The organism is Glutamicibacter sp. NPDC087661 (assembly GCF_044743275.1).
Taxonomy (GTDB): Bacteria; Actinomycetota; Actinomycetes; order Actinomycetales; family Micrococcaceae; genus Glutamicibacter.
Genome location: NZ_JBIUWE010000001.1, coordinates 1 through 21,048 on the forward strand (window position 1 = coordinate 1; position 21,048 = coordinate 21,048).

The following is a 21,048-nucleotide window of genomic DNA, read 5'->3' on the forward strand; positions in this document are numbered from 1 at the left end:
GAACACTGCGGATAACGCTGATGCGAACACCGATGCGAACACCGATGTGAACACTGCGGATAACGCTGATGCGAACACCGATGCGAACACCGATGCGAACACCGATGCGAACACTGCGGATAACGCTGATGCGAACGCCGGTGCCAACACGGATGCAAACACCTCAGATAACTCGGACTCTAAGTCGGATGACTCTAAGGGATCCCAGAAAGATGACTCCAAGAAGGATCGCCTTGCGGATACCGGTTCTAACGGAGCCCTCTGGATCAGTGCAGGTGCACTAGCACTTGTACTGCTCGGAGCTGGTGTGGCTGTCTTCGCGCGAAAGCGTTCAGCATAGTCGAACTGCAGTAATTTGAAATAGGAGGGGCATCTAAACGATGCCCCTCCCATTTCGCTTTCAAGTAGTCTTTGCAACAATTCACGGGTGTCGAAGAATTTGGAGACAATAGCCTGATGAGGCAACAGAAAACCAAGCCCAAGCTGTTTACAGTGTTGGTGCTTTTAATTGCGAGTGTAGCCGCGTTAGGGCATATCGGAGCCACATTGGCGTTCACGGGTCCTTCAACACCCATCAAGTCATCATTACAGCCCGAATTGAACAAGTATTTTCTAGGGCCGTTAGATCAAGGCTGGAGCCTTTTTGCTCCTGGGCCCTATTCGCAAGATGAATATTTCACAATGCGTGTATGTCTTTCTAGCGCGGAAATTTGTGCCAAGGGGAGCCAACATGGTGCGAAATTCTCAGAGTGGCGCGACGTTACGGCCGAAGAAATGGAAAGCCGTGCCGGCAACATGTTTGCCAATCGTGAGACAAAACAATCCAAATCTATTCACGGACGGCTATGGAGTGCGGCTTCGGATTTGACTGCGGATTCTCGAGCGGAAATCTCTAGACCCTTTATTCAGGGAACGCCCGTTTTTGGTGTGGAACTCAACTCAGCGGAGGCCCGCGAGAAGTATTCTGCAACAGAATTGAGCAATCTTCGAGCCTATAAACGTATGGAAGATACGGCCGTCGGATTCGCGTCACTCTACGCAATAGAACAGTGGGGCGGAGCATCAATGGTGGAAATTAAGCTCCGACGTGAACCAATTGTTCCGTTTGCTCAGCGGAGCGATGAGAACGCAACAACAAAACCTCGCGAAACCTACATCGGATGGCGAGATACCAAGGAATTTAGTCAAGCGGCGGTGTCGGTATGGAGCTGAAACGTGAAACAAGCAGTGCTCCTTCGATCAGCGAATGGATTTCTAAGAATCGCGATTTCGTCCCCAAAGCACTGAACTGGGTCTACGGGTGGTTTACCGAAAACCGGCATGCACCATACGGTCTTGCAGTCATGCGCATGTCGTCGGGACTCTTCATTCTGGGTTGGTTAATTGCCAACATACCAGTCGCAGCTAAGATCTGGGGACCTGGTTCCGAGTACCTTGAACCCTACCGTTCTGTACTTGGGTACCAGTGGCCTTTGGATATTCTGCGTGACGCGGGACTCGGGTTCTTCGTCTTTTGGTACGTGATGGCCATCGTGTTGGCAATCGCATTTGTAGTTGGTTGGCAAACTAGATTCGTCACGCCGCTCTTCTTCATTTTTTATACGGCGATTAACGCACAGAATACGCCGGTTTCGGATGGCGGAAATTATTTCATCCGTATCATGCTGATCTATCTGATTTTTGCTGACTTGTCCAAGCACTGGTCTGTCGATTCTTGGCTACGTAAACGCGCGAGGAAAACGAAGAAAGAATTCGAAGCCGTTACGGTGCTGCACAACCTTGCGTTATGCCTGGTCGTAGCCCAACTTTGTATTGTCTATCTTGAAGCTGGGCTGTACAAGGTTCAAGGCACTCTTTGGCAAAACGGTACAGCTATGTACTACCCGGTTAGTTCCGAGGCGTATGGTGTCTTCCCTTGGCTTAGTGATTTGATCACTACGAATTCGTGGATCGTTGCCTTGATCACCTATGTGACAGTGCTTGCTCAAATTGCATTCCCATTCATGCTGTTCCATAAGATCAGCCGGAGAATTGCGCTGATTACTATTCTTGGGATGCATATCGGCATCGCAGTTGTTATGGGCCTGCCTTTCTTCTCAGGAATTATGGCTTCCGCAGACGCCGTGCTGGTGTCTAGCGCGACCTGGTTGACGATTCAGCGCTGGTTCTCAGCGTTGTGGAGGGGTCGGTTCCGTGCGAAGAAGCCGTCGCTGACGGTCTCCGAACAGAACGAAGTTGGCGTGGGATCAGGCGAGAAAGTCTCTTCCAACGCCTAGGAGAAGAAGCACTAGAAAATAAACTTAGGGGCGAACCGTTTTGGTTCGCCCCTAAATTTATGTATCTCTTAGTTCAGGCAGCCGTTGCGGGCCTATCCAGATTATTCGCCTACGTAGAACAGGCGCTTGTTCACGAATTCGTCCATGCCCAGCGGGCCAAGCTCGCGGCCGAAGCCCGAACGCTTCACGCCGCCAAACGGCATTTCTGCACCCTCTGCGCTGGCTGCATTCACGTTGGTCATGCCGGACTGCAGCTTCTGAGCCACCCTGGAGGCACGCTCGACGTCGGTGGAGTGCACCGAACCGCCCAAGCCGTAAATGGTGTCGTTGGCCAGCTCAGTGGCTTCCTCGTCGCTGGATACCTTGTAGACCACTGCTACCGGGCCGAAGAGCTCCTCGTAGTAGGCACGCATCTCCTTGGTGATGCCGGTGAGCACCGCAGGGGAGTAGTAGGCCGAAGGGCCGTCGTGCAGCACGCCGCCGGCGTGCAGGGTAGCGCCCTTGGCCACGGCGTCCTGGACCTGCTCGTGCAGGGACTCTGCCGCCTTGCGGGAGGACAGCGGAGCGAAGGTGCCTTCGGCTTCCGCCATCGGGTCGCCAGGCTGCAGGCCTTCGGCACGCTTGGTCAGTTCGGAAACGAACTCGTCATAGATGTCTTCCATGACGATCATGCGCTTGTTCGAGTTGCAGGCCTGGCCGGTGTTGTCGATGCGGTAGCCCCAAGCGGTATCCACGATGCCCGGTACGTCATCGGAGTCCAGGACAACAAATGGATCCGAGCCGCCCAGCTCCAGTACGGCCTTCTTCAGGTTGCGGCCGGCCTGCTCGCCGATAATGGCGCCAGCGCGCTCCGAGCCGGTCAAGGAAACACCCTGGATCCTGGAATCGGCGATGATGGTGGAGATCTGGTCGTGGGTGGCGAAGAGGTTGTTGTAGACGCCGGCCGGTACTCCAGCCTCATCCATGATTTCCTGGATGGCCAGTGCTGAACGCGGGCAGGACTCGGCATGCTTCAAGATGATGGTGTTGCCCAGCATCAGGTTAGGTGCCGCGAAGCGCGCTACCTGGTACAGCGGGAAGTTCCACGGCATGATGCCCAGCAGCGGGCCAACCGGGCGCTTCTGAACGACGGCCTTGCCGCCGGAGAAGGACTTGATCTCCTGGTCCGCTGCCAAGGCTGGTCCCTCGGTGGCGAAGTACTCGAAGATCTCCTGGCAGAATTCAGCTTCGCCCACGGCCTCGGACAATGGCTTGCCCATTTCGGTGGTCATGATCCTGCCGAGTTCTGCTGCGCGCTCGGCGAAGAGCGTGCCTACCTTGGAAACAATCTTGGCGCGTTCGTTGATGTCAACGTCCTGCCATGATTCGTAGGCGCTCTGCGCGGCAGCCAGCGCCTGTTCGACTTGCTCATCGGTGGCCGCGGCGAATTCCTCGACGACTTCACCGGTTGCCGGGTTCAAGACCTTGTAGGTTGGGGCGCTCATCAATGCTCCTGTCGTATGCACAAAAGTGGTCAGCGTAAGCCGTGTGGATCTAACGCTAGCGGACTCCACGCAATAAATGAATGTAATTCACTTCATATTGCGTCTACTCCGAGCTTATCCGCAGAAACAACATTCAGCCACCAAGGAACAGCAGGTATTTGGCTTGAGTGGAAGTTGCAGACGGAAGCGAATGAAAAAGCCGCGGTTTCCAAGACTTGTCTCGGAAACCGCGGCTCAAGAACACAGGTATTACCTGTGTGATCAGTGGATTACTAGCCGATAGCGGAAGAACGCCACCAGTCGATTCCGGCATCGCCCTGGGCGATCTTGGCAATCTGGGCCAATTCCGCGTCGGAGAACTCAAGGTTGTCCAGCGCGCCCAAGTTCTCGTCGAGCTGCTTGGTGGACGAGGCGCCGATCAATACCGAGGTTGCCGCGCCATCGCGCAGCAACCAGGCCAGGGCCATCTGCGCCAGCGACTGCCCGCGCGTCTGCGCAACCTCGTTCAGGCTGCGGACCTTGGCCAGGTTCTGATCGGTCAGCTGGGCTTCGAGCGAACGGCGTCCGCCTTGGCGGACCACATCAGTGGTTTCCAGGTACTTATCGGTGAGCAGGCCCTGGGCCAGCGGGGTGAAAGCAATGGTGCCCATGCGTTCCTTTTCCAGGGTTTGCAGCAGGCCGTGCTCTACCCACGGGTTCAGGATGTTGTAGGAAGGCTGATGGATTACCAGCGGGGTTCCCAGGTCCTTGGCGATAGCGGCAGCCTCGGCGGTGCGTTCTGCCGAGTACGAGGAGATGCCCACGTAGGTAGCCTTGCCCTGGCGAACCAGGGTATCCAAAGCGCCGATGGTTTCTTCCAGAGGAGTATTCGGATCGAAACGGTGCGAATAGAAGATGTCCACGTAGTCCAGATTCATCTTCGTCAGCGATGCTTCGCAGGAGGCCAGCAGGTACTTGCGCGAGCCGAAGGTGCCGTGCGGGCCTGGCCACATGTCGTAGCCGGCCTTGGAGGAGATGACCAGCTCGTTGCGGTAGGGCTTGAAGTCCTTTTCCATCATGCGGCCGAAGTTCTCTTCGGCTGAACCTGCCGGAGGACCATAGTTGTTGGCCAGATCGAAGTGGTTGATGCCGTTATCGAAAGCGTGGCGCAGGATCTCGCGCTGGGAATCGAATGGACGGTTATCGCCGAAATTCCACCACAGTCCCAGGCACAGCGGGGGCAGGCGCAGGCCGGAGTCGCCAACGCGGCGGTAGCCGAAGTGCGCATAGCGGTCTGCGGCAGCAGTGTAGGGACGGTGCAGTTCCGGGATGGACGGGAGGCGTTCGTATTCCACGAGGCACCTTTCTGCCAGGTCAAGCGCTGGCGAGCGGAAATCGATTTGACGTCAGTTTCCACAATAGGCCAGAGCCTGAACTAAATAAATAGCGCAAAGGTGAATCCGCTGTGTGCGTAATGGTTTCGTGGATTGGGATTAAATGAAGCACCGACCCGCCAGGCCAAGGAGGTAACGCCTGTGCGGATCGGTTCATCTAGATCACTCGCACCTTGAGAAGGTAATAACCACACTAGGAGCTGAAACTTGAAAGTAGCTGAATGCGAGGTGTGCGGTCTCTTGGGAAAATGCTTTTGCTAATAATTCGAGGGCGGATCCGAAGCCGGGAATGATTCGTCTTCCCACTCTTCGACGAGAGCTTCATCGTGCTCGTCATGGCGCTTCTTTTCTTCTGCGGCCAGTCGCAGCTTTTCCTCTTCAGCGCCACCGGGCTGCCCAGCAGCTGATTGTTCAGGCATGATCTTCCTCCCAACTTCCGTGGGCCACTTCCTGCGGATGGCTGGACCCTGTGTCTTCAGTGTTCACCTATTAGCCGCGGATGTCGAGGGCGGCGGCAAACGCTGATTTCGCCTTCACCGTCAATACAGGATTTAATCGAAGGCATGCCGATGATCAATAATCCCGCAGATGGTTCCGAAATCTTCTTTGACGATGACGGGGCTGCCGGGGAGCCGATTCTGTTCCTCCATGGCTCCGCCCTGTCCCGGTCCATCTGGAGAGGGCTCGGCTACACCAAGGCGTTGGGCCAGGGGCACCGCACCATCCGCATGGACCTGCGCGGGCATGGCAAGTCGGCCAAATCCCATGACGTAGCCGACTACACCATGGACAAGGTGGCCGGCGATATCCGCGCGGTGATGGATCACCTGGGCATCGGACGTATTCACATTGTCGGCTACTCTTTTGGTGCACGCACCGGGCTGCACATTGCCATGCACCACCCAGAGCAGGTGATCTCGCTGATCATGCTCGGCGGCACCTACGAAATTACCCCCGGCGAAATCGGGAAGCTCTTCTTCCCCGGCTACCTCGAGGTCCTGCGCAATGGCGACATCGAAGGATTCGTCACCGGGCAAGAAAAGAATGGACGCCTGGATCCAGCAACCCGCATGGCCTTCAAGTCCAACGACCCGCTGGCCCTGGCTGCCTACTACGAGGCCGCCGAGACCCTGCAGAACACCAACCTGTCCGAGCTGGCGAAGATCAGAATCCCGACCTTGCTGCTGATCGGCACCCGGGACCAGCCGCGCTTCGACCAGAACAAGATCATGGTCCGCACTTTGCCCAATGCGCGCATGGTGGCCTTGCCGGGGCGAACCCACGGCAGCACCCTGTTCCCGATTGAACCTGTGGTCGAGGCCATCGAGTCCTTCTGGGATGGACGCCAAGCATGAGTTCGGCCCGCTTCGACCTGAACAGGATTGCTTCAGGGCTGGCTTTCGGTCCCAGCAGGGAGGAACTCCATGAATCCTTGGCGGCTAATCCTGCCCAGCCGTTGGTGATCCAGGCGCCACCGGGATCCGGCAAGACGACGATAGTTCCACCCACGGTAGCCAACGCCCTGGACCAGGCAGGACTGGCTGGCAAGATCATCGTGACCCAGCCACGCCGTGTCGCAGCCCGGGCCGCTGCCCGTCGCCTCGCCCAGCTTGATGGATCGGTTCTGGGCCAGCGCGTTGGCTTCGCCGTGCGCGGGGAACGGCAAGCTTCGGCGCAGACCCGCGTGGAATTCGTGACCGCAGGCCTGATGCTGCGCAGGTTGCTGGCCGATCCGGATCTTGCCGGTGTGAGCGCGGTGATCATTGATGAGGTCCACGAGCGGTCAATCGATACGGATTTGTTGCTGGCGATGGCCAACCAGGTCAGCGAATTGCGTGATGACCTGTCGCTGATCCTGATGAGTGCCACCTTGCACGCCGGGGAACTCTCGGCGCTGCTGGCCCGTGGCCAGGCCGCTCCAGTGCTCAGCGCCCACACCGCGCAGTTTGCCGTGCAAGAAGCTTTCGACAGCTTCGCCGGAATCCGGAACACCGAACGCGGGCTGAACGATGACTACCTGCGCCACGTTGCCGCCGTCGCGGTACGCCACAGCGCGGCAGCCAACGCAGCAAGCGCAACCCCGGTGGACACCTTGGTGTTCGTCCCCGGGGTACGGGAAGTCGACCGCGTCTGCTCGCAGATTTCTGCCTCCGGAGTGCAAGTCCTGGCCTTGCACTCGCAGATCTCTTCCAAGGAACAAGACCGGATCCTCAGTGAGCCGGAGGCTGGCAGCGCCCCGCGGATCATCGTCTCCACCTCCATTGCCGAATCGTCGGTGACCGTGCCGCGCGTTCATCTGGTGGTGGACGCCGGCTACGCCCGCGAGCCGCGCCGAGACAGCTCGCGTGGTTTCTCGGGGTTGATGACCGTGGTGGCCAGCCGTTCCGCGGCCACCCAGCGGGCGGGCCGGGCAGGACGACTCGGGCCGGGCAAGGTGGTGCGGACCCTGGACCCCAAGTCCTTTGCCGCCGCCCCGGCGCACTCCACACCGGAAATCCGCACCGGCGACCTGGTCGCCGCCGGCTTGTCGCTCGCGGCATGGGGGACCCCGCGTGGCGAGGGGCTGGCCATGTGGGAAGCGCCGCCGGCTAGCGCCATGGCCAGCGATGAGCAGATCCTGCGCAGCCTGGACGCGGTTGACGGCACCGGGCAGATCACCGCCCTGGGCGAGCAGATGATGAAGGTTCCAGCAGACCCGCGTGCCGCCCGCGCGTTGCTCGAAGGCAGCCGGATTTTCGGCACCCGGGCTGCCTCGGATGCTGTCGCATTGATGGCCAGCTCGGAACGCATTGCCAGTGCGGACCTGAATGAATTGCTTGCCGCGGTGCGCCGGAGTTCGCATCCGGCGCACCGTGCCTGGAAGCATGAAGCGCAGCGCCTGGAAAAGCTCCTGGGCACTGCGGAAAACCGCACCGGGCGGCAGCCTGCACCGGCAGCTGCGGCCCTGGCAGGCGTGTGCGCTTTGGCGTACCCGCAATGGATTGCGCGCAAGGTCGGCCAGGAGGAATACCTGTTGGCTTCGGGGACCCGGGCAACCTTGCCACGCGGCAGCCAGCTGATGCATGAGGAATTTCTTGCGGTCGCCGAAGTCTCCCGTGCCGGATCCAAGGCGGTGATCCGACGGGCCGTTGGCATCGAACTTGGCACTGCCGTCGACCTGTTGCCGCAGATGCACCAGAAGCGCGAAGTGGCGGAGCTGGTTGACGGCAGGATCACCGCTCGCCAGATCGAGAGCTTCGGCGAGATCGAGCTGGCGGCCCATCCGGTCAAGGCCACCGCAGAGCTGGGCATGCAGGCTGTTGCCAGCGCCATAGCTACGCAGGGGATAGCCTTCTTCGGCACCCATGAAAAGTTTGATGCCTTGCGCCGGCGAATGGCCGTGGCCCATCGCCTGCTGGGCGAACCCTTTGCCGCGGTGGATGACCAGGCCCTGATTGCCTCGGCGGGCAACTGGCTGCAGCCGGTCTTGCGGCAGGTAGCCGCCGGCAAGAACGCGGCCAAGGTTGACCTGTATTCGGCATTGCGGACCTTGCTGCCGTGGGAGCATGCCCATGATTTTGATTCGCTGGTGCCCGAACGGCTCCAGGTGCCTTCGGGATCAAGGATTTCCGTGGCCTATCCCGAGGTCGGTGAAACCGGTCCAGCGGTCGTCGCCGTGAAATTGCAAGAATGCTTCGGGCTCGATGAGTCGCCGCGGCTGGTCAAGGGCAAGCTTGCCGTCCAGTTCCACTTGCTTTCGCCCGGTGGCCGGCCGCTGGCGGTGACCGATGACCTGGTTAGCTTCTTCAATGGGCCCTACGCCCAGGTGCGTTCTGAAATGCGCGGGCGCTACCCGAAGCATCCTTGGCCGGAGAATCCATGGGACCACGTGGCAACGGCAAAGACCAAGAACCGATTGGGCCGGCAGTAGGCAAAAGCACGCCGGGGCCGGGGCCCGGAAGAACGAGCCAGGTCCCGGCGTGCTTTCCGGCGCCCAGGTTCTAGGCGAACGCTGAGAAGCCGGTGATGTCGCGGCCCATGATCAAGGCCTGCACGGTTTCGGTGCCTTCATAGGTGTGGATTGCTTCCACATCGGCGAAATGGCGGGCCACGCGGTTGCTGGTCAGGATGCCGTTGCCGCCGAGCAGGTCGCGGGCGTTCGCTGCGATGGCGCGTGCGGTGCGGGTAGCGGTGTACTTGGCCAGCGACGCCTGCGGGCCGGTCAGCTCACCGGAAGTTTCGCGCTTGGTCGCCTGCATGACCAGAACCTGGATAGTAGCCAGTTCGGACTGCATGCGGGCCAGGCGCTCCTGGACGATCTGGCTGGCGGCAAGCGGACGACCGAACTGCACGCGCTGCTTGGCGTAGCTCACGGCCGACTCGTAGCAAGCGGTCGCGTGGCCCACGGCAGACCAGGCGACACCCAGCCGGGTGGCGAACAGGACGCGCGAGGTGTCCTTGAAGCTCTTGGCTTCGGGCATCACATCGTGGTCCGGAACGAAGACGTTCTCCATGCGGATATGCGCCTGCCAGATAGCGCGCAGGGAGAGCTTGTTTTCGATGGTGGTGGCCTTGTAGCCTTCGGCATCCTGGTGCACGATGAATCCGCGGACCTTGCCTTCGTCGTCGCGGGCCCAAACGATGCTCACGCCGCCGACCGAGCCGTTGCCGATCCATTTCTTTTCACCGCTCAGGCGGTATCCGCCCTCGACCTTGGTGGCACGGGTTTCCAGCGAAACCGAGTCGGAACCATGAGTTGGTTCAGTCAGCGCGAAGGCGCCTGGAAGTTCGCCGCGCAGCATGGGGATGGCGTACTTCTTGATCTGCTGGGCATTGCCGCAGTACAGCACGGAGCGCAGAGCCAGACCGCCCTGGACGCCAACAATGGTGGAGACCGAACCGTCGCCACGGGCCATTTCCATGTTGACCAAGCCGGCAGCCAGCGGGCTCATTTCCTCGTAGCCTTCCAGGTTCAGGCCATCGCGCAGCAGATCCGCATCGCCGAGCTTCTTGAGCAGATGCAGCGGGTAGTCGGCCTTGTCCCAGTACTCGTGGATGTCGTCCTTGACCTCGTCGAGGATGAATGCGCGGGCCTTGGCTCGCCACGCGTTGTCCGCTTCGCCTACTTCGGCGAAGATTCCGGTCGGATCGATATTGACGTCTCCGGACCACAGGTCGTATTCGGGTTCGACAACGCCGGCGGGAAATTCAAAACCGGTCTCCAGCTGGGACATTTCAGATGCTCCTAATAGCTACGGTGAAAAAAGCTTCACTCCTAGACTAGTGGAACGCAGTGCCATGTCAAGAAACTTGGTTTCAGAAGTTGGGTGGAATCGATTATTTTCCGTGCTCTTTGAGCGCGCGGGAGACGGCCTGGAGAATCGCCTGCTCATCGGCGCCGGTATCCAAGACGGAAACCACCACGCTGGGGGCCGCCGGCTTGGTGGCAGTCGCTGCCTGTCCGGGGTCGAGCAGATCTGCGAAGCGGTTCAGGAACTGGCGCACATCGTTGGCCAGCTTGGTGCGGTCCGTGCTTTGCGCGTCTTTCAGCCAGCTGCGCAAATGATCGTTGTGGATCGCAACCAGGCCAGCGCTAACGCCCAGGCACAGCGACTTCTCCGTGGCGCTCTTTGCCAAATCGCGACGGTTCAGGAACCCGTAAAACGCCCGTTCGTAGCGGTGAGTGGAGACCAGCTCGCGCTCTCGCAGCGACGGCACCGAGGAGAGCAGCTTGTGGCGCAGCTGGGCTCCTTCGGGGTTGACCGTGTACTGGTCGAAAACCACATGTGCGGCATCGATGAGCGTAGTGATTGCATCAACCGACGAGGCGGCCAGCGTGGTCTCGACGTGTGTAATGATCATTTCCTGGTCGGCGAAGACCATATTCTCTTTCGACCCGAAACGGCGGAAGAAAGTGGAACGGGAAATGCCAGCGGCAGCTGCCAGCTCGTCGACGCTGGTGGCATCGAAGCCCTGGGTAATGAGTAGATCAAGGGCTGCTGGGGGTACTGCGGAAGAAGCGATCATGATTCACGAATTTAGCACGATTCAAGCTGGGAAATTCTTGGGTTCAGCTATGCGCGCCGCGCAAATGATTGTGAACTACTGCGCCCATGACTACGCTGAACATCAGGGCGTTCCATGCAGGAACGCCATTCTTGGACGAAATGAAAGAGAAGTGAGGGCCCATGGGAATCTCGATTGCAAACGCCGCGCTACGTTTGGTCAGTGGTGCGTTCATTCTCAACAGCGGCATCAACAAGTTGCGCATCGATGAAGCCAGCGCCGCAGGCCTGCAGCAGATGGCAGCCAACGGCGTGCCTCAGCTGGCCGAGCTGGAACCGGCAGTTTTCGGCAAGGCCGTTTCCATCGGCGAGATCTCGCTGGGTAGCGCCTTGCTGCTGCCGCTGATCCCATCGCGGCTGGCCGGCTTGGGCCTGGGCGCATTCTCCGGTGTGCTGCTGGCTTCCTACCTGCGCACTCCGGGCATGACAGAATCCGACGGCATCCGCCCAACCGCGGATGGCACCGCCCTGGCCAAGGACGTATGGCTGGCAGGTATCGCTGTGGCATTGATTCTTGGCCGCAAGGGCGCCAAGAAGATCAAGAAAGCAAAATAAGCGGACGGAATCGCTTGAGCAAAACGTTCGGCAAGCCGTAAGTTGATCTTGGAGACTGCGGTTTTCAGCGGCCACATTTGAACTACAAGCTAAGAGGAGAACCAATGGGTTTCTTAGATGATGCAAAGAAGAAGCTGGGCGAGGCAGTCGAAAACGCGAAGGATTTCGCAGGCGACGCTACCGAGAACGTGAAGAACTTCGCAGCGGACGCCCAAGAAAAAATCGGCGAGAAGGTCGATGAATTCAAGAACGGCGATAGCAACGAAGAACCTGAAGACAAGGTCTAGCGACCACGAAGCCAGCGCCTGATCCAGCGACTTTCGAGTCCCGGACCAGGCGCTGGCTCCGTTAAGAGCTGCCTCTGGCTAGTGGCGCTGCGCCTTCTTGCCATCGCTGAGGAACGCTACAACGAGCACAGCAGCCACGCCGATGAAGCCTGGCAGCATCAGTGCCTGTCCCAGGCCAACAGACGTGGCTTCCATGATCACCGCAGGATCCTTGGAATCTGCCTGCGCGATCTGTGCCGAAATGCGGGCATCCATCATCACCGCGATCAGCGCAGAACCAAGCACTGAACCGATTTGCCGGGTGGTGTTGTAAATCCCTGAACCGGCACCCGCATCACGCGCGGTCAAGTCCTTGGTGGCTGCCAGCGACAGCGATGGCCAGATCATGGCTGAACCGATGCCTTGAACCGCTGAAGGAATCAGCAGCATCCACAGCGGGATATCGGCGTGCATCATGAAGGCGTAGACCACCGTGGCACCGCCAAACAGGAAGAACCCGGGCACGGCCAAGATCCGCGGGCTGAGCTGATTGACCTTCTTTCCCAGCTGCGGCGCGAGGAAGATCGCCACGAAAGCCATCGGAGAAATCATCAACGCGGATTCGGTGGGAGTCAGGCCTCGGACATTCTGCAAGAAGAACACCATCGGCAAGGCGATGGTCGCGATGGTCAGGCCCATGAAGGTGATCGCGACATTGGCCAAGGAGAAATTGCGGACCTTGAACAATCGCAGCGGAACCAGCGGTTCAGACGTGGTCTTGGACTGCCACCAGATGAAGGCTCCCATCAGCACCGCGCCGATGATAATCAGATGCCACGAATTCAGCGGGCCAATGAATGGTTCCCAATTGGTGGCATCGCCTTCCTGGATGCCGAAGACCAAGCAGAACATGGCCAACGCCGAAAGGATGACGCCGAACCAGTCGAAGGAATGCGCTTGGGATTCAAGGGCTGGCACGAATTTGAAGACCATGGTCAAGCTGACTACCGCGATGGGCAAGTTGATGAAGAAGATCCATTCCCAGCCGATGGAGTCCACCAGCAGACCGCCGGCAATCGGACCGATCAGCGAAGCGATGCCCGCCACTGCACCCCATAGGCCCATGGCTGCACCGCGGTGCTGATAAGGGAAGAGGCGGGTAATGAGCGTCATCGCCTGAGGGGAAATCATCGAAGCGCCAAGGCCCTGGACGGCGCGCGCCGCCACCAGCGAGCCGAGGGAATCGGACAAGCCGCACCACAGCGAGGCCAGCGAGAAGACCACCATGCCGATGAGGTAGATATTGCGCGGACCGAAGCGGTCACCGAGGCGCCCGGTGACCAGCAGCGGCACCGCGAAGGTGAGCAGGTACGCGCTGTTGACCCACAAGATGCTGGAGATATCGGCGTCCAGCGACGTCATGATGGAGGGCATTGCGGTGGACACGATCGTGGTGTCCAGCAGGATCATGAAGAAGCCGATGACCAGTGCCCAGAGGGCACGCCAGGCGGCTTTCTTGTCGAAGTGTGTTTCGGGATTCGCAGTTTCAGGCACTTGTCAAGGCTAGTCCCTATCAGCCCTGTGCGGAACGGATAGCGAAACTATGCATAGGAAATCAGTCGAAACTCACATCGCCCGAGATGCGGGTGGCGACATCGCCACTGACCCAGACGCCTTTTTCGGTAGCTTCAATATGCAAGATCGCTTCGCGGCCCAAACGCGTGCCCTGGCGCACGGTATAGCGCTGGGGTGCATAACCGGTCTGCGTCAGCCAGATGCCGAACGCAGCATTCAGCGAACCGGTGGCAGGGTCTTCCGGAACAGCCTCGCCGGGAATGAAGGCACGGACCTCATAGTCCGCCGGAGGCTGCAGCACCACATTGCGGAAGCGCTCTTCGGAACGCTCAAAATCAGAGAAGTCCAGCGGACGCAGCTCTTCGCGGGTACCGGAAACGCGCGGCATGACCGATCCGCGCGGTTGCCACACGCTCTGCGAAACGCTGGCTGCGGTGTAGGGGCCGATGACGCCTACTTCCAATCCCTGCAGCGCCTCATAGTCAGGTTCGATGCCCAGCACGATATCGGCGTCACGCAGCACCAGGCCCGCAGGATGCGGACCGTTGACCAGCCACTGGTGGTCCACCACGTCTTCTTCGCGAATGCCCAGCCCGGCAATCGCCCATTGCAGGACATCTGGTTCCAAAGGGCCCGACCTGGTCAGCGGGGGTGCGAGGAAGGCCAAGCGCCGCGAGTGGCGGTCGCTGCTTTCCCGTTCCACACGCACCGGAATCAGCCCGGCACCGCATTGCTGGATCAGATGGCCTGCGGGACCAGCCTCGCCACCGGACTCCAGCCAAGCATGAGCCGCGCCCAGCGTCGGATGGCCAGCAAAGGGCAGCTCGGTGCTCGGGGTGAAAATGCGAATGGCGTAGTCCGCTTCCTCATCAGTGGGCTCGACGAAGAATACAGTTTCCGCAAGATTCATCCACTGCGCAAAGTGCTGCATCTGGTCATCGCTCAGGCTGTCGGCATTGAACACGACTCCCAGGCCATTGCCGTTGAAAGCAGTGGGTGCAAAGACATCAACCTGCTGATAAGAGAATGTGCGCGACATACTTAGCATGGTGGCACATTAATCAGCAGGTTGACCCGGTGTTACGTGGTACGTCACGCAAAAAGTTGCGAACGCATCAAGGAAATGAACCTTCTTTACCAATGGTGCGCAACATCGATGACCAAGCGTGAACCGTCGCCAGGTCCAGGCAGCGCGAACACGCGCATGGGCAGCTGTGCCCTGGTCGAGAGCCCCACTTTGGTTTGGCCTTCAAAGCTGCCCAGCCACACCAATTGGCGGAACGTCGTGTAGCCCAGAGTCTTCACTTCGGCGCCCGGGTTGAAATCCTCGGTTGCCGGGGCCTGCACCAGGATTTCCAGGTTGGCACCGCCAGTGGTGTCCACCTGCAGGCCGGAACCGATTCCGGTCAGTTCGCTGACATACCTGGCTGAATGGCTGGCAGCTGGTCCTGCGAGATCGATGACCAGCCGGTCAAAGCACAGGTGCCGTCCGGACCGAAGATTTTCCACTGCGGAATGCGTGGACAAGGAGCTGGTTTTGGCCAAGGATCCCCAATAAACCGTTGGGCAGGAAGCAGACGCGAGGGCGGCCGGAGCGGGGGCCGCCGCGGAAGCGGGCGTCATCACGAGCAAGGCTGCCGCCACCGTGCCTAGAACGATTCCAATTTTTCCGTGGCGCATATGGATCACCGTCTCTCTTGGTTTGCGCCCGCAGGCAGAGCGGACTGCCAGTGAATCAACTAAAGGCCTGGAATGCGGCAAGCGCAAGGGCAGAAAAGAATTGGAACCACTCTGAGACGCTTCTGCAATGGAGCCGGAGAACTCCCGGGCCGTAGGGCGGAAGGCAGGTTCCACACAGCATTTATTTAGCGCCATATGACATGCTTTAAACATGTCACCTACCCCCGTTGAACCCATCGGCGAAACCGTCGAGGAAGTCATTACAGCCTCAAGCTTCCTCCCCGAATCGTTGCAATTTTGGGTTGTCCTGCTCATCGGTGCGCTCGTAGCCGCAATCCTGGCGTTTGTTTTCAGCGGCGTTGCCCGCCGCGTGCTGCGCCGGATCGGCGTGGACGAAGCCGACGTGAAAGCCACCAGATTCCCGTTCTTCGGCCTGGTTACCTCGATTATTGCCAAGTCGGCCTTCGCGGTCTTCTATCGAGAACGCACTTGGTACAACCCCTGGCAGTTCGCCATCCTGATCATTCTGGTCTTCTTCCTCACCTGGTTCATCATCAAGCTGGTGCGCGTGATTGAGACCGGCATGATGGCACGCTTCGAGGTGAGATTCGGTCCAGGGCGCAGGCTGGCCAAGGTCCAGACGCAGGTCGGCCTGATGCGACGGGTACTGGTTGCGGTGCTCTGCATCATTGCAATCGCCGCGGTGCTGCTGACGATCGAGCAAGTCAGGGCGCTGGGCGCCGGCCTGTTGGCCTCGGCTGGCCTGGCTTCGGTGGTCGTTGGCCTGGCCGTGCAGTCAACCTTGGCGAACGTATTTGCCGGCTTGCAAGTGGCCTTTACCGACTCGATTCGCGTGGACGACACGGTGGTAGTCGAGGGGGAACGCGGCACGGTAGAGGAGATCACCCTCTCCTACGTCGTGGTGCACCTGATCGACGGGCGCCGGATGATCCTGCCATCGACCTACTTCACCACGACGCCGTTTGAGAACTGGTCGCGGCGCAGCACGGAGATCTCCGGAAACGTAGCACTGCAGCTGAAGCTCAATGCGCCGATTTCCTACCTGCGCCAGCGCAGCAGCGAACTGCTTGAAGCCTCCGACTGGTGGGATGGCCGGGACAATGAGCTGCTCGTGACCGACGCGCAAAACGGCTTGCAAACAGTGACCATTTATTTATCCGCGCGCAACGCCGGGGACCTGTGGAACCTGCGCAATATGCTTCGGGAGAAGCTGCTGGCCGAGCTGGTGGAAAACTACCCTGATTGCCTGCCGGATCCCCGGATGATTCCAAGCAACCCGGTCTAGCGGCATAACGGAAGCCGCTGATCCCAGTACTGTGAACTGGGATCAGCGGCTTTTGCCGTTTCCGGGGACTTAGAGCCGCAACGCAGCGGGTCCGTAGTCGTTGTAGCGCTCCTGGCGGGCCGTCGCTTCGCGCAATGCGGAGATGAGCGACTCGGCCTTGCCAATGAGATCCTGGATCAAATCATCGTCGCGTTCCACCCAAAGGTATTCGGGAACCGCGCGCACCGGCACGAAATTATCGTGCTCTTCCCAAACGAACAACGTGCGTTCGGCCCCGATCACATGCTGCTGCCAGAGCACCTGGCGCAGGTAGCTCTTGGGGATCTTCTTGAAGGGCTTGTTGGTGGTCTTGATTTCAGCCAAAACCGGAACTCCCGATGCATCGAAACCCAAGCCATCGGGAGTCGCCAGATGGAGTCTCGAATGCTGCGAGTGGAAGAGCTGGGAGGAGGGGAAAATATTGAAATTCTCTTGGACCCAGGCAGCGATGACCGGTTCGCGCTTGCGCCCGTGATCGGTGTAGGGATTGCCGGAGAAGCCATTGCCGTATAGCTTGTCCCATGCGGCGTTCTTGATGGACTTCTCGGTGGACAACTTGGCCACGTCCGTTGCGGTGATGCCCTGGGCCCGTGCGCGGAGCCACTCAATGCGGTTGGAAGAGTCGGCTAGAACACGTTCGAAGCATTCATGTTGGACGCCGGGCACAGTAATCACTTGACCTATTCTTCCCCATGAATGGGCAAGAACCGTGCACCTTGGGCTTCGAGCTGGCGTGAGACTAGTCGCTGGCTTCAGCGATAGCGCTCAACAGCTGATTGATAGTCGGTGTCTGGCTGGCACGGAATTTCTCCGTGCCTTCCTGCAATAGCCGAATGACCGGGGTGCTGGTGATTCCCATTTCCTCGCCGCGCTCCACCTGCTCCACGACATTGATCTCCTCGACCTCCAACGCGGGCAGCAGTTCCTGCACGCGGGCGACAGCCAGCCGCGTGCGCACGCACGGTGCGCAGAATGGTTGCGTATACAGTTCCAGCTTCATCTGTTGCCTACTGCTCCTGCTGTCGTCGTGAACTAGCTGCCGGCTGCTCCTACCGGGGGATGAGCCTGGCCGGAGGCTACTTGGAACCCTGTGCTGATGTGCGCGGGTGCCATTTGTTGAAAACATTGGATCATGCTTGAAAATTCCCTTGGCCAACCTCCCGTACTCGCCGCTCACGGACTCTACCGCAGCTTCGGTTCCACCACTGCACTGAACGGCGTCGATCTGCAGATTTCACTGGGCCAGTCCCTTGCCATCATGGGCCCCTCGGGTTCCGGAAAATCCACGCTGCTGCACGCCTTGGCCGGTATTGAACTTCCCGACGCCGGCAGCATCATGCTGAACATCCCGGGCCGAGCACCGGTGGATATCCAAGGGCTCAAGGATAAGGCGCGCACCAGGCTGCGCCGTGAATCCTTCGGCTTCGTCTTCCAATCCGGACTGCTGATTCCCGAGCTCACTGCCGAAGAGAACGTGGCCATGGCCTTGATGATCAACGGGGTGCCACGCAACGCCGCCATTTCCAGTGCCGGGGCCGCCCTGGCAGAACTGGGCCTGGCAGGAATGGAGCAACGCCGCATCGGCCAGCTCTCCGGCGGGCAGCAGCAACGAGTAGCCATCGCCCGCGCGCAGGTCACCGGGGCGATGATGGTCTTTGCCGATGAACCTACCGGCGCGCTGGATTCAACCACGGGCTTCGAAGTGCTGGAGATCTTGCTGCAATGCACCGTCGGTGCCGGAAAATCCCTGGTGATGGTGACCCATGATCCCAATGTCGCCGCGCGCTGCGACCGTGTAGTGCAGCTGCAGGACGGCCAGCTGATCAGCGACAGCCTGCACCCATCGGCCACCGTGGATGGCGGTGCCCAGAAGTGAATATCCTGCACCTGTCATGGATGCTTGGCCGGCCGGCGAAGTCCCGGCTGGCACCACAGGTCCTGACCGCCAGCGCCTACGCCATGGTCAGCGCGATCCTGCTGATCGTGCTGGGAGGCGCCTACTCCTTTACCAGTTTCGAATCCGCGGCCCAGGGGATGTACCTGCCATTGGCAGCCTTCGCCGTGGTGCTTCTGGTAGTCCCATTGCTGGTGCTGGGATCGGCCGCTGCCCGGCTCTCCGCGCGGTCCAATGACCGCGCCCTGTCGTCCTTGCGCTTGCTCGGCGCGACCGGGGCGCAGATCGGCCTCGTGGCCGTGCTGCAAGCCGCCGGCACGGCGTTGGCCGGCGCACTCGCCGGAATCGTGCTCTACCTCCTGGCCGCACCATTGGCTTCGCTGATTCCGTTCCAAGGTGCGCCGATCGGTTCGGCCATCTATTTGCCGCTGTGGGTGCTGGCGATAGCAGTAGTCGCTGTCGTGCTCCTCTCGGCAGGCAGTGCGGCTGCCGGCTTGCGCAAATTGGTGATCACCCCGTTGGCGGTGGCAACCCGCAGCACGGTGCCCACCCCCAGCTGGCTGCGCGCGGTGATCACCCTTGCCGGCATTCTGGTGCTGTACATGGTGTTCTCCAACATGGGCCAGTTCGTGCAGTCCATCGCCGCGATCATCGCAGTGGTGGTTGGCGGTTTCGGCTTCGGCCTGCTGGTGATGAACCTGGTCGGTCCGTATCTGGTGGCGAAGGTGGGCAAGGCCAAGCTGCGCAAGGCCAGAACTCCGCAAGAGCTGCTGGCGGCCCGCATGATCCTGGAAAGCCCTGCCGAATCCTGGCGCCAGGTATCCGGGGTTGCCATGGCTTCGTTCGTCGCGGTGGTGGGCGGCAGCGGGGCCGCCTTGATGGAGCTGACCGGAAGCGAACTCGATCAGGGCACCTGGCTGGAGCATGTGCCGGCCGATGTCACCACCGGCGTGCTGGTGACCTTGGCGATCAGCTTCATCTGCGTGGCCGCTTCGGCGGCGATCTCCCAAAGCGCCAGTACCCTGGATCGCGCTGAGCTGTATCGCGGGCTGAACCGGTTGGGCATGCCCTACGAAACGATGAATGCCGCGCGCACCAAATCGATCATGATCCCGGCGCTGGCTGCCTCGATCGGTTTCGCCATTGCCTCCACGGTGCTCGTGCTGCCCCTGGCCGGGGCCGCCATCCTGCTCAAGCCGCTGACGGTCATCACGGTAATTGTCTCCGTATTACTCGGCTTGCTGCTGGTGCGGGGAGCAATTTTGGTGGCTGATCCGCGGAAGCTGCTAGCAACTAGAGAATAAAGTCTCTGGTCAGCCCACCGAAAAAACCGCCCGATTTGGTTAGGGTCACTTCAGGGTCGGTGATTAGGGACGTTTCGTGTTGCGTAATGCGCAGAGAAACGCGTATCGTGGCATACGGCCCGGATAGGCTTGCCTAACCTAGCTAAACAAAACGTTGACAGAACCTCGCATAGTCTGGAATCACCGACCCATGAAAAATTCACGTCGCGCCGGAATTTTCGCCGCTTCAACTGCCATCCTCGCCTTGGGCCTGACCGCCTGCGGCGCGTCGAGCAACTCCGCGGATCCGTCGGCTGACACTTCAGCCAAGGCCGCAGAAGACTTCACTCCGGTCACCATCGAGAACATCTATGGTGAAACCACGATCGAAAAAGTCCCGGAACGCATTGCGACCATCTCGTGGGTCAACGCAGATACCCTGCTGGCTCTGGATACCGTGCCGGTCGGCATGGACACCGACACCTACGGCATGAACGAGAACAACTCCACCGCATGGAAGGACGCCGCTCTGGAAGAGCAGGGCGCTTCCATCGGCTCCGAGAAGGCGCCCGTGCAGTACAAGGTGGGCGATGACATCGACTACACCGGCATCGCCGCCAGCAAGCCCCAGGTCATCTTCGCTCCATACTCGGGGTTGAAGAAGGAACAGTACGAGAAGCTGCAGGAAATCGCTCCGGTCGTTGGCCCCATCGAGCCTAACTACCTGACCAGCTGGGAACAGGTCACCGAAGTTGCCGGCCAGATGCTGGGCAAGGAAGAAGAAGCCGACGCCCTGATCGAAGAGATCGAAGGCAAGCTGGCCAAGGTCGGCGAAGACAACCCAGCGCTGAAGGACACCACCTTCATCGCAGCTGACCTCTCGGCGCCGGATACCGCCTACATCTACTCCGAAGGCGACACCCGCCCGCGCTTCCTGAGCGCACTGGGCATGACCCAGGCCGACTACGTGCAGAAGAATGCCGCCAAGGACACCTTCTTCTTCACCGTGTCGCCGGAAAAGGTCAACGAGTGGGATTCGGACATCGTCTTCGCTTCGGCTGTTGCGGGCAACACCATGGAAGATGTCGTCAAGGGCCAGCCGCTCTACGGCCAGATCCCTGCCGCGAAGAACGATGCCGTGGCGCTGCCAGGCACCGATGAAGCAACACTGGCGATCTCCGCGGCTTCGCCGCTGTCCATCGAATGGGCACTGGATAACGTAGTTCCAGGCATCGTCAAGGCTGCTGAAAACGCAGCTGCCGCGAAGTAGCTC

The 21,048-nt window shown here is 59.9% G+C and carries 21 protein-coding genes; 11 read left to right on the top strand and 10 right to left on the bottom strand.

What is annotated here, in order from left to right; translation table 11 throughout:
• The 3 genes from ACIOTN_RS00005 to ACIOTN_RS00015 form a co-directional block, all read left to right on the top strand.
• A partial coding sequence (locus ACIOTN_RS00005; protein WP_402734667.1) for an LPXTG cell wall anchor domain-containing protein occupies positions 1-340 on the top strand: 340 nt, incomplete at its 5' end.
• 116 nt (positions 341-456) lie between these two features.
• Positions 457-1,212, top strand: coding sequence for a DUF5819 family protein (locus ACIOTN_RS00010; RefSeq protein WP_146112342.1), 756 nt, complete (start codon positions 457-459; stop codon positions 1,210-1,212).
• On the top strand, positions 1,203-2,276 hold the full coding sequence (locus ACIOTN_RS00015; RefSeq protein ID WP_105659102.1) for an HTTM domain-containing protein: 1,074 nt from the start codon (positions 1,203-1,205) through the stop codon (positions 2,274-2,276). Before ACIOTN_RS00010 ends, ACIOTN_RS00015 begins: the two co-directional genes overlap by 10 nt.
• Positions 2,277-2,377: 101 nt before the next feature.
• Here the strand turns inward: ACIOTN_RS00015 and ACIOTN_RS00020 are convergent, their stop codons facing one another.
• The 3 genes from ACIOTN_RS00020 to ACIOTN_RS00030 all read right to left on the bottom strand — a co-directional run bounded on the left by ACIOTN_RS00020 (position 2,378) and on the right by ACIOTN_RS00030 (position 5,552).
• Positions 2,378-3,760, bottom strand: coding sequence for an NAD-dependent succinate-semialdehyde dehydrogenase (locus ACIOTN_RS00020; protein WP_105659101.1), 1,383 nt, complete (start codon positions 3,758-3,760; stop codon positions 2,378-2,380).
• A gap of 272 nt (positions 3,761-4,032) precedes the next feature.
• A complete protein-coding gene (gene mgrA / locus ACIOTN_RS00025; RefSeq protein WP_105662727.1) occupies positions 4,033-5,094 on the bottom strand; it encodes an L-glyceraldehyde 3-phosphate reductase in 1,062 nt (353 codons plus the stop codon).
• Between the two features lie 296 nt (positions 5,095-5,390).
• Positions 5,391-5,552, bottom strand: coding sequence for a hypothetical protein (locus tag ACIOTN_RS00030; RefSeq protein ID WP_166650864.1), 162 nt, complete (start codon positions 5,550-5,552; stop codon positions 5,391-5,393).
• Between the two features lie 150 nt (positions 5,553-5,702).
• Here ACIOTN_RS00030 and ACIOTN_RS00035 point away from each other — a divergent pair, with 150 nt between their 5' ends.
• Together ACIOTN_RS00035 and hrpB are read left to right on the top strand one after the other, a co-directional pair.
• On the top strand, positions 5,703-6,488 hold the full coding sequence (locus ACIOTN_RS00035; RefSeq protein ID WP_105662728.1) for an alpha/beta fold hydrolase: 786 nt from the start codon (positions 5,703-5,705) through the stop codon (positions 6,486-6,488).
• Positions 6,485-9,043, top strand: coding sequence for an ATP-dependent helicase HrpB (gene hrpB / locus ACIOTN_RS00040; protein WP_105662726.1), 2,559 nt, complete (start codon positions 6,485-6,487; stop codon positions 9,041-9,043). Before ACIOTN_RS00035 ends, hrpB begins: the two co-directional genes overlap by 4 nt.
• Positions 9,044-9,113: 70 nt before the next feature.
• Here hrpB and ACIOTN_RS00045 read toward each other — a convergent pair whose 3' ends face one another.
• Together ACIOTN_RS00045 and ACIOTN_RS00050 are read right to left on the bottom strand one after the other, a co-directional pair.
• On the bottom strand, positions 9,114-10,346 hold the full coding sequence (locus ACIOTN_RS00045) for an acyl-CoA dehydrogenase family protein (RefSeq protein WP_105659098.1): 1,233 nt from the start codon (positions 10,344-10,346) through the stop codon (positions 9,114-9,116).
• A gap of 103 nt (positions 10,347-10,449) precedes the next feature.
• Positions 10,450-11,139, bottom strand: a complete 690-nt coding sequence (locus ACIOTN_RS00050; RefSeq protein WP_105659097.1) for a TetR/AcrR family transcriptional regulator — start codon at positions 11,137-11,139, stop codon at positions 10,450-10,452.
• Positions 11,140-11,300: 161 nt separating this feature from the next.
• Here ACIOTN_RS00050 and ACIOTN_RS00055 point away from each other — a divergent pair, with 161 nt between their 5' ends.
• Positions 11,301-11,732 (top strand): DoxX family membrane protein, encoded by a 432-nt coding sequence (locus tag ACIOTN_RS00055; protein ID WP_105659096.1) that lies wholly within the window; start codon positions 11,301-11,303, stop codon positions 11,730-11,732.
• Positions 11,733-11,836: 104 nt separating this feature from the next.
• Positions 11,837-12,019, top strand: a complete 183-nt coding sequence (locus ACIOTN_RS00060; RefSeq protein ID WP_105662724.1) for a hypothetical protein — start codon at positions 11,837-11,839, stop codon at positions 12,017-12,019.
• A 78-nt stretch (positions 12,020-12,097) separates the two neighbouring features.
• Here the strand turns inward: ACIOTN_RS00060 and ACIOTN_RS00065 are convergent, their stop codons facing one another.
• The 3 genes from ACIOTN_RS00065 to ACIOTN_RS00075 all read right to left on the bottom strand — a co-directional run bounded on the left by ACIOTN_RS00065 (position 12,098) and on the right by ACIOTN_RS00075 (position 15,253).
• Positions 12,098-13,552 (bottom strand): DHA2 family efflux MFS transporter permease subunit, encoded by a 1,455-nt coding sequence (locus ACIOTN_RS00065; RefSeq protein WP_105659094.1) that lies wholly within the window; start codon positions 13,550-13,552, stop codon positions 12,098-12,100.
• Positions 13,553-13,613: 61 nt separating this feature from the next.
• Positions 13,614-14,612, bottom strand: a complete 999-nt coding sequence (locus ACIOTN_RS00070) for a PhzF family phenazine biosynthesis protein (protein WP_286134418.1) — start codon at positions 14,610-14,612, stop codon at positions 13,614-13,616.
• A gap of 95 nt (positions 14,613-14,707) precedes the next feature.
• Positions 14,708-15,253, bottom strand: a complete 546-nt coding sequence (locus ACIOTN_RS00075) for a hypothetical protein (protein WP_402734668.1) — start codon at positions 15,251-15,253, stop codon at positions 14,708-14,710.
• A 211-nt stretch (positions 15,254-15,464) separates the two neighbouring features.
• Here ACIOTN_RS00075 and ACIOTN_RS00080 point away from each other — a divergent pair, with 211 nt between their 5' ends.
• Positions 15,465-16,559 carry a mechanosensitive ion channel family protein gene (locus ACIOTN_RS00080; protein WP_105659092.1) on the top strand — a complete coding sequence of 365 codons (1,095 nt, stop codon included), beginning with the start codon at positions 15,465-15,467 and terminating at the stop codon, positions 16,557-16,559.
• 69 nt (positions 16,560-16,628) lie between these two features.
• On the opposite strand, the gene ACIOTN_RS00085 is transcribed toward ACIOTN_RS00080, so the two are convergent.
• Positions 16,629-17,273, bottom strand: a complete 645-nt coding sequence (locus tag ACIOTN_RS00085; protein WP_286134416.1) for a YqaJ viral recombinase family protein — start codon at positions 17,271-17,273, stop codon at positions 16,629-16,631.
• Between the two features lie 64 nt (positions 17,274-17,337).
• Positions 17,338-17,598 (bottom strand): thioredoxin, encoded by a 261-nt coding sequence (locus tag ACIOTN_RS00090; RefSeq protein WP_105659091.1) that lies wholly within the window; start codon positions 17,596-17,598, stop codon positions 17,338-17,340.
• A gap of 132 nt (positions 17,599-17,730) precedes the next feature.
• Between ACIOTN_RS00090 and ACIOTN_RS00095 the strand changes: the two genes are divergently transcribed.
• The 3 genes from ACIOTN_RS00095 to ACIOTN_RS00105 all read left to right on the top strand — a co-directional run bounded on the left by ACIOTN_RS00095 (position 17,731) and on the right by ACIOTN_RS00105 (position 21,045).
• Positions 17,731-18,474, top strand: a complete 744-nt coding sequence (locus ACIOTN_RS00095; protein ID WP_105662723.1) for an ABC transporter ATP-binding protein — start codon at positions 17,731-17,733, stop codon at positions 18,472-18,474.
• Positions 18,471-19,796, top strand: a complete 1,326-nt coding sequence (locus tag ACIOTN_RS00100) for an FtsX-like permease family protein (protein ID WP_105659089.1) — start codon at positions 18,471-18,473, stop codon at positions 19,794-19,796. The genes ACIOTN_RS00095 and ACIOTN_RS00100 overlap by 4 nt, the downstream gene beginning before the upstream one ends.
• Before the next feature lie 190 nt (positions 19,797-19,986).
• Positions 19,987-21,045, top strand: coding sequence for an ABC transporter substrate-binding protein (locus tag ACIOTN_RS00105; protein ID WP_105659088.1), 1,059 nt, complete (start codon positions 19,987-19,989; stop codon positions 21,043-21,045).
• Positions 21,046-21,048: the final 3 nt, after the last annotated feature.

What these genes read in the sequence shown, in the direction of transcription:
- ACIOTN_RS00010 (WP_146112342.1), top strand. Translation starts at nt 457, where the DNA reads ATGAGGCAACAGAAAACCAAGCCCAAGCTGTTTACAGTGTTGGTGCTT.
- ACIOTN_RS00055 (WP_105659096.1), top strand. Translation starts at nt 11,301, where the DNA reads ATGGGAATCTCGATTGCAAACGCCGCGCTACGTTTGGTCAGTGGTGCG.
- ACIOTN_RS00035 (WP_105662728.1), top strand. Translation starts at nt 5,703, where the DNA reads ATGATCAATAATCCCGCAGATGGTTCCGAAATCTTCTTTGACGATGAC.
- ACIOTN_RS00095 (WP_105662723.1), top strand. Translation starts at nt 17,731, where the DNA reads ATGCTTGAAAATTCCCTTGGCCAACCTCCCGTACTCGCCGCTCACGGA.
- ACIOTN_RS00015 (WP_105659102.1), top strand. Translation starts at nt 1,203, where the DNA reads ATGGAGCTGAAACGTGAAACAAGCAGTGCTCCTTCGATCAGCGAATGG.
- ACIOTN_RS00060 (WP_105662724.1), top strand. Translation starts at nt 11,837, where the DNA reads ATGGGTTTCTTAGATGATGCAAAGAAGAAGCTGGGCGAGGCAGTCGAA.
- ACIOTN_RS00090 (WP_105659091.1), bottom strand. Translation starts at nt 17,598, where the DNA reads ATGAAGCTGGAACTGTATACGCAACCATTCTGCGCACCGTGCGTGCGC.
- hrpB (WP_105662726.1), top strand. Translation starts at nt 6,485, where the DNA reads ATGAGTTCGGCCCGCTTCGACCTGAACAGGATTGCTTCAGGGCTGGCT.
- ACIOTN_RS00030 (WP_166650864.1), bottom strand. Translation starts at nt 5,552, where the DNA reads ATGCCTGAACAATCAGCTGCTGGGCAGCCCGGTGGCGCTGAAGAGGAA.
- ACIOTN_RS00045 (WP_105659098.1), bottom strand. Translation starts at nt 10,346, where the DNA reads ATGTCCCAGCTGGAGACCGGTTTTGAATTTCCCGCCGGCGTTGTCGAA.
- ACIOTN_RS00070 (WP_286134418.1), bottom strand. Translation starts at nt 14,612, where the DNA reads ATGTCGCGCACATTCTCTTATCAGCAGGTTGATGTCTTTGCACCCACT.
- ACIOTN_RS00080 (WP_105659092.1), top strand. Translation starts at nt 15,465, where the DNA reads ATGTCACCTACCCCCGTTGAACCCATCGGCGAAACCGTCGAGGAAGTC.
- ACIOTN_RS00050 (WP_105659097.1), bottom strand. Translation starts at nt 11,139, where the DNA reads ATGATCGCTTCTTCCGCAGTACCCCCAGCAGCCCTTGATCTACTCATT.
- ACIOTN_RS00105 (WP_105659088.1), top strand. Translation starts at nt 19,987, where the DNA reads ATGAAAAATTCACGTCGCGCCGGAATTTTCGCCGCTTCAACTGCCATC.
- ACIOTN_RS00075 (WP_402734668.1), bottom strand. Translation starts at nt 15,253, where the DNA reads ATGCGCCACGGAAAAATTGGAATCGTTCTAGGCACGGTGGCGGCAGCC.
- ACIOTN_RS00020 (WP_105659101.1), bottom strand. Translation starts at nt 3,760, where the DNA reads ATGAGCGCCCCAACCTACAAGGTCTTGAACCCGGCAACCGGTGAAGTC.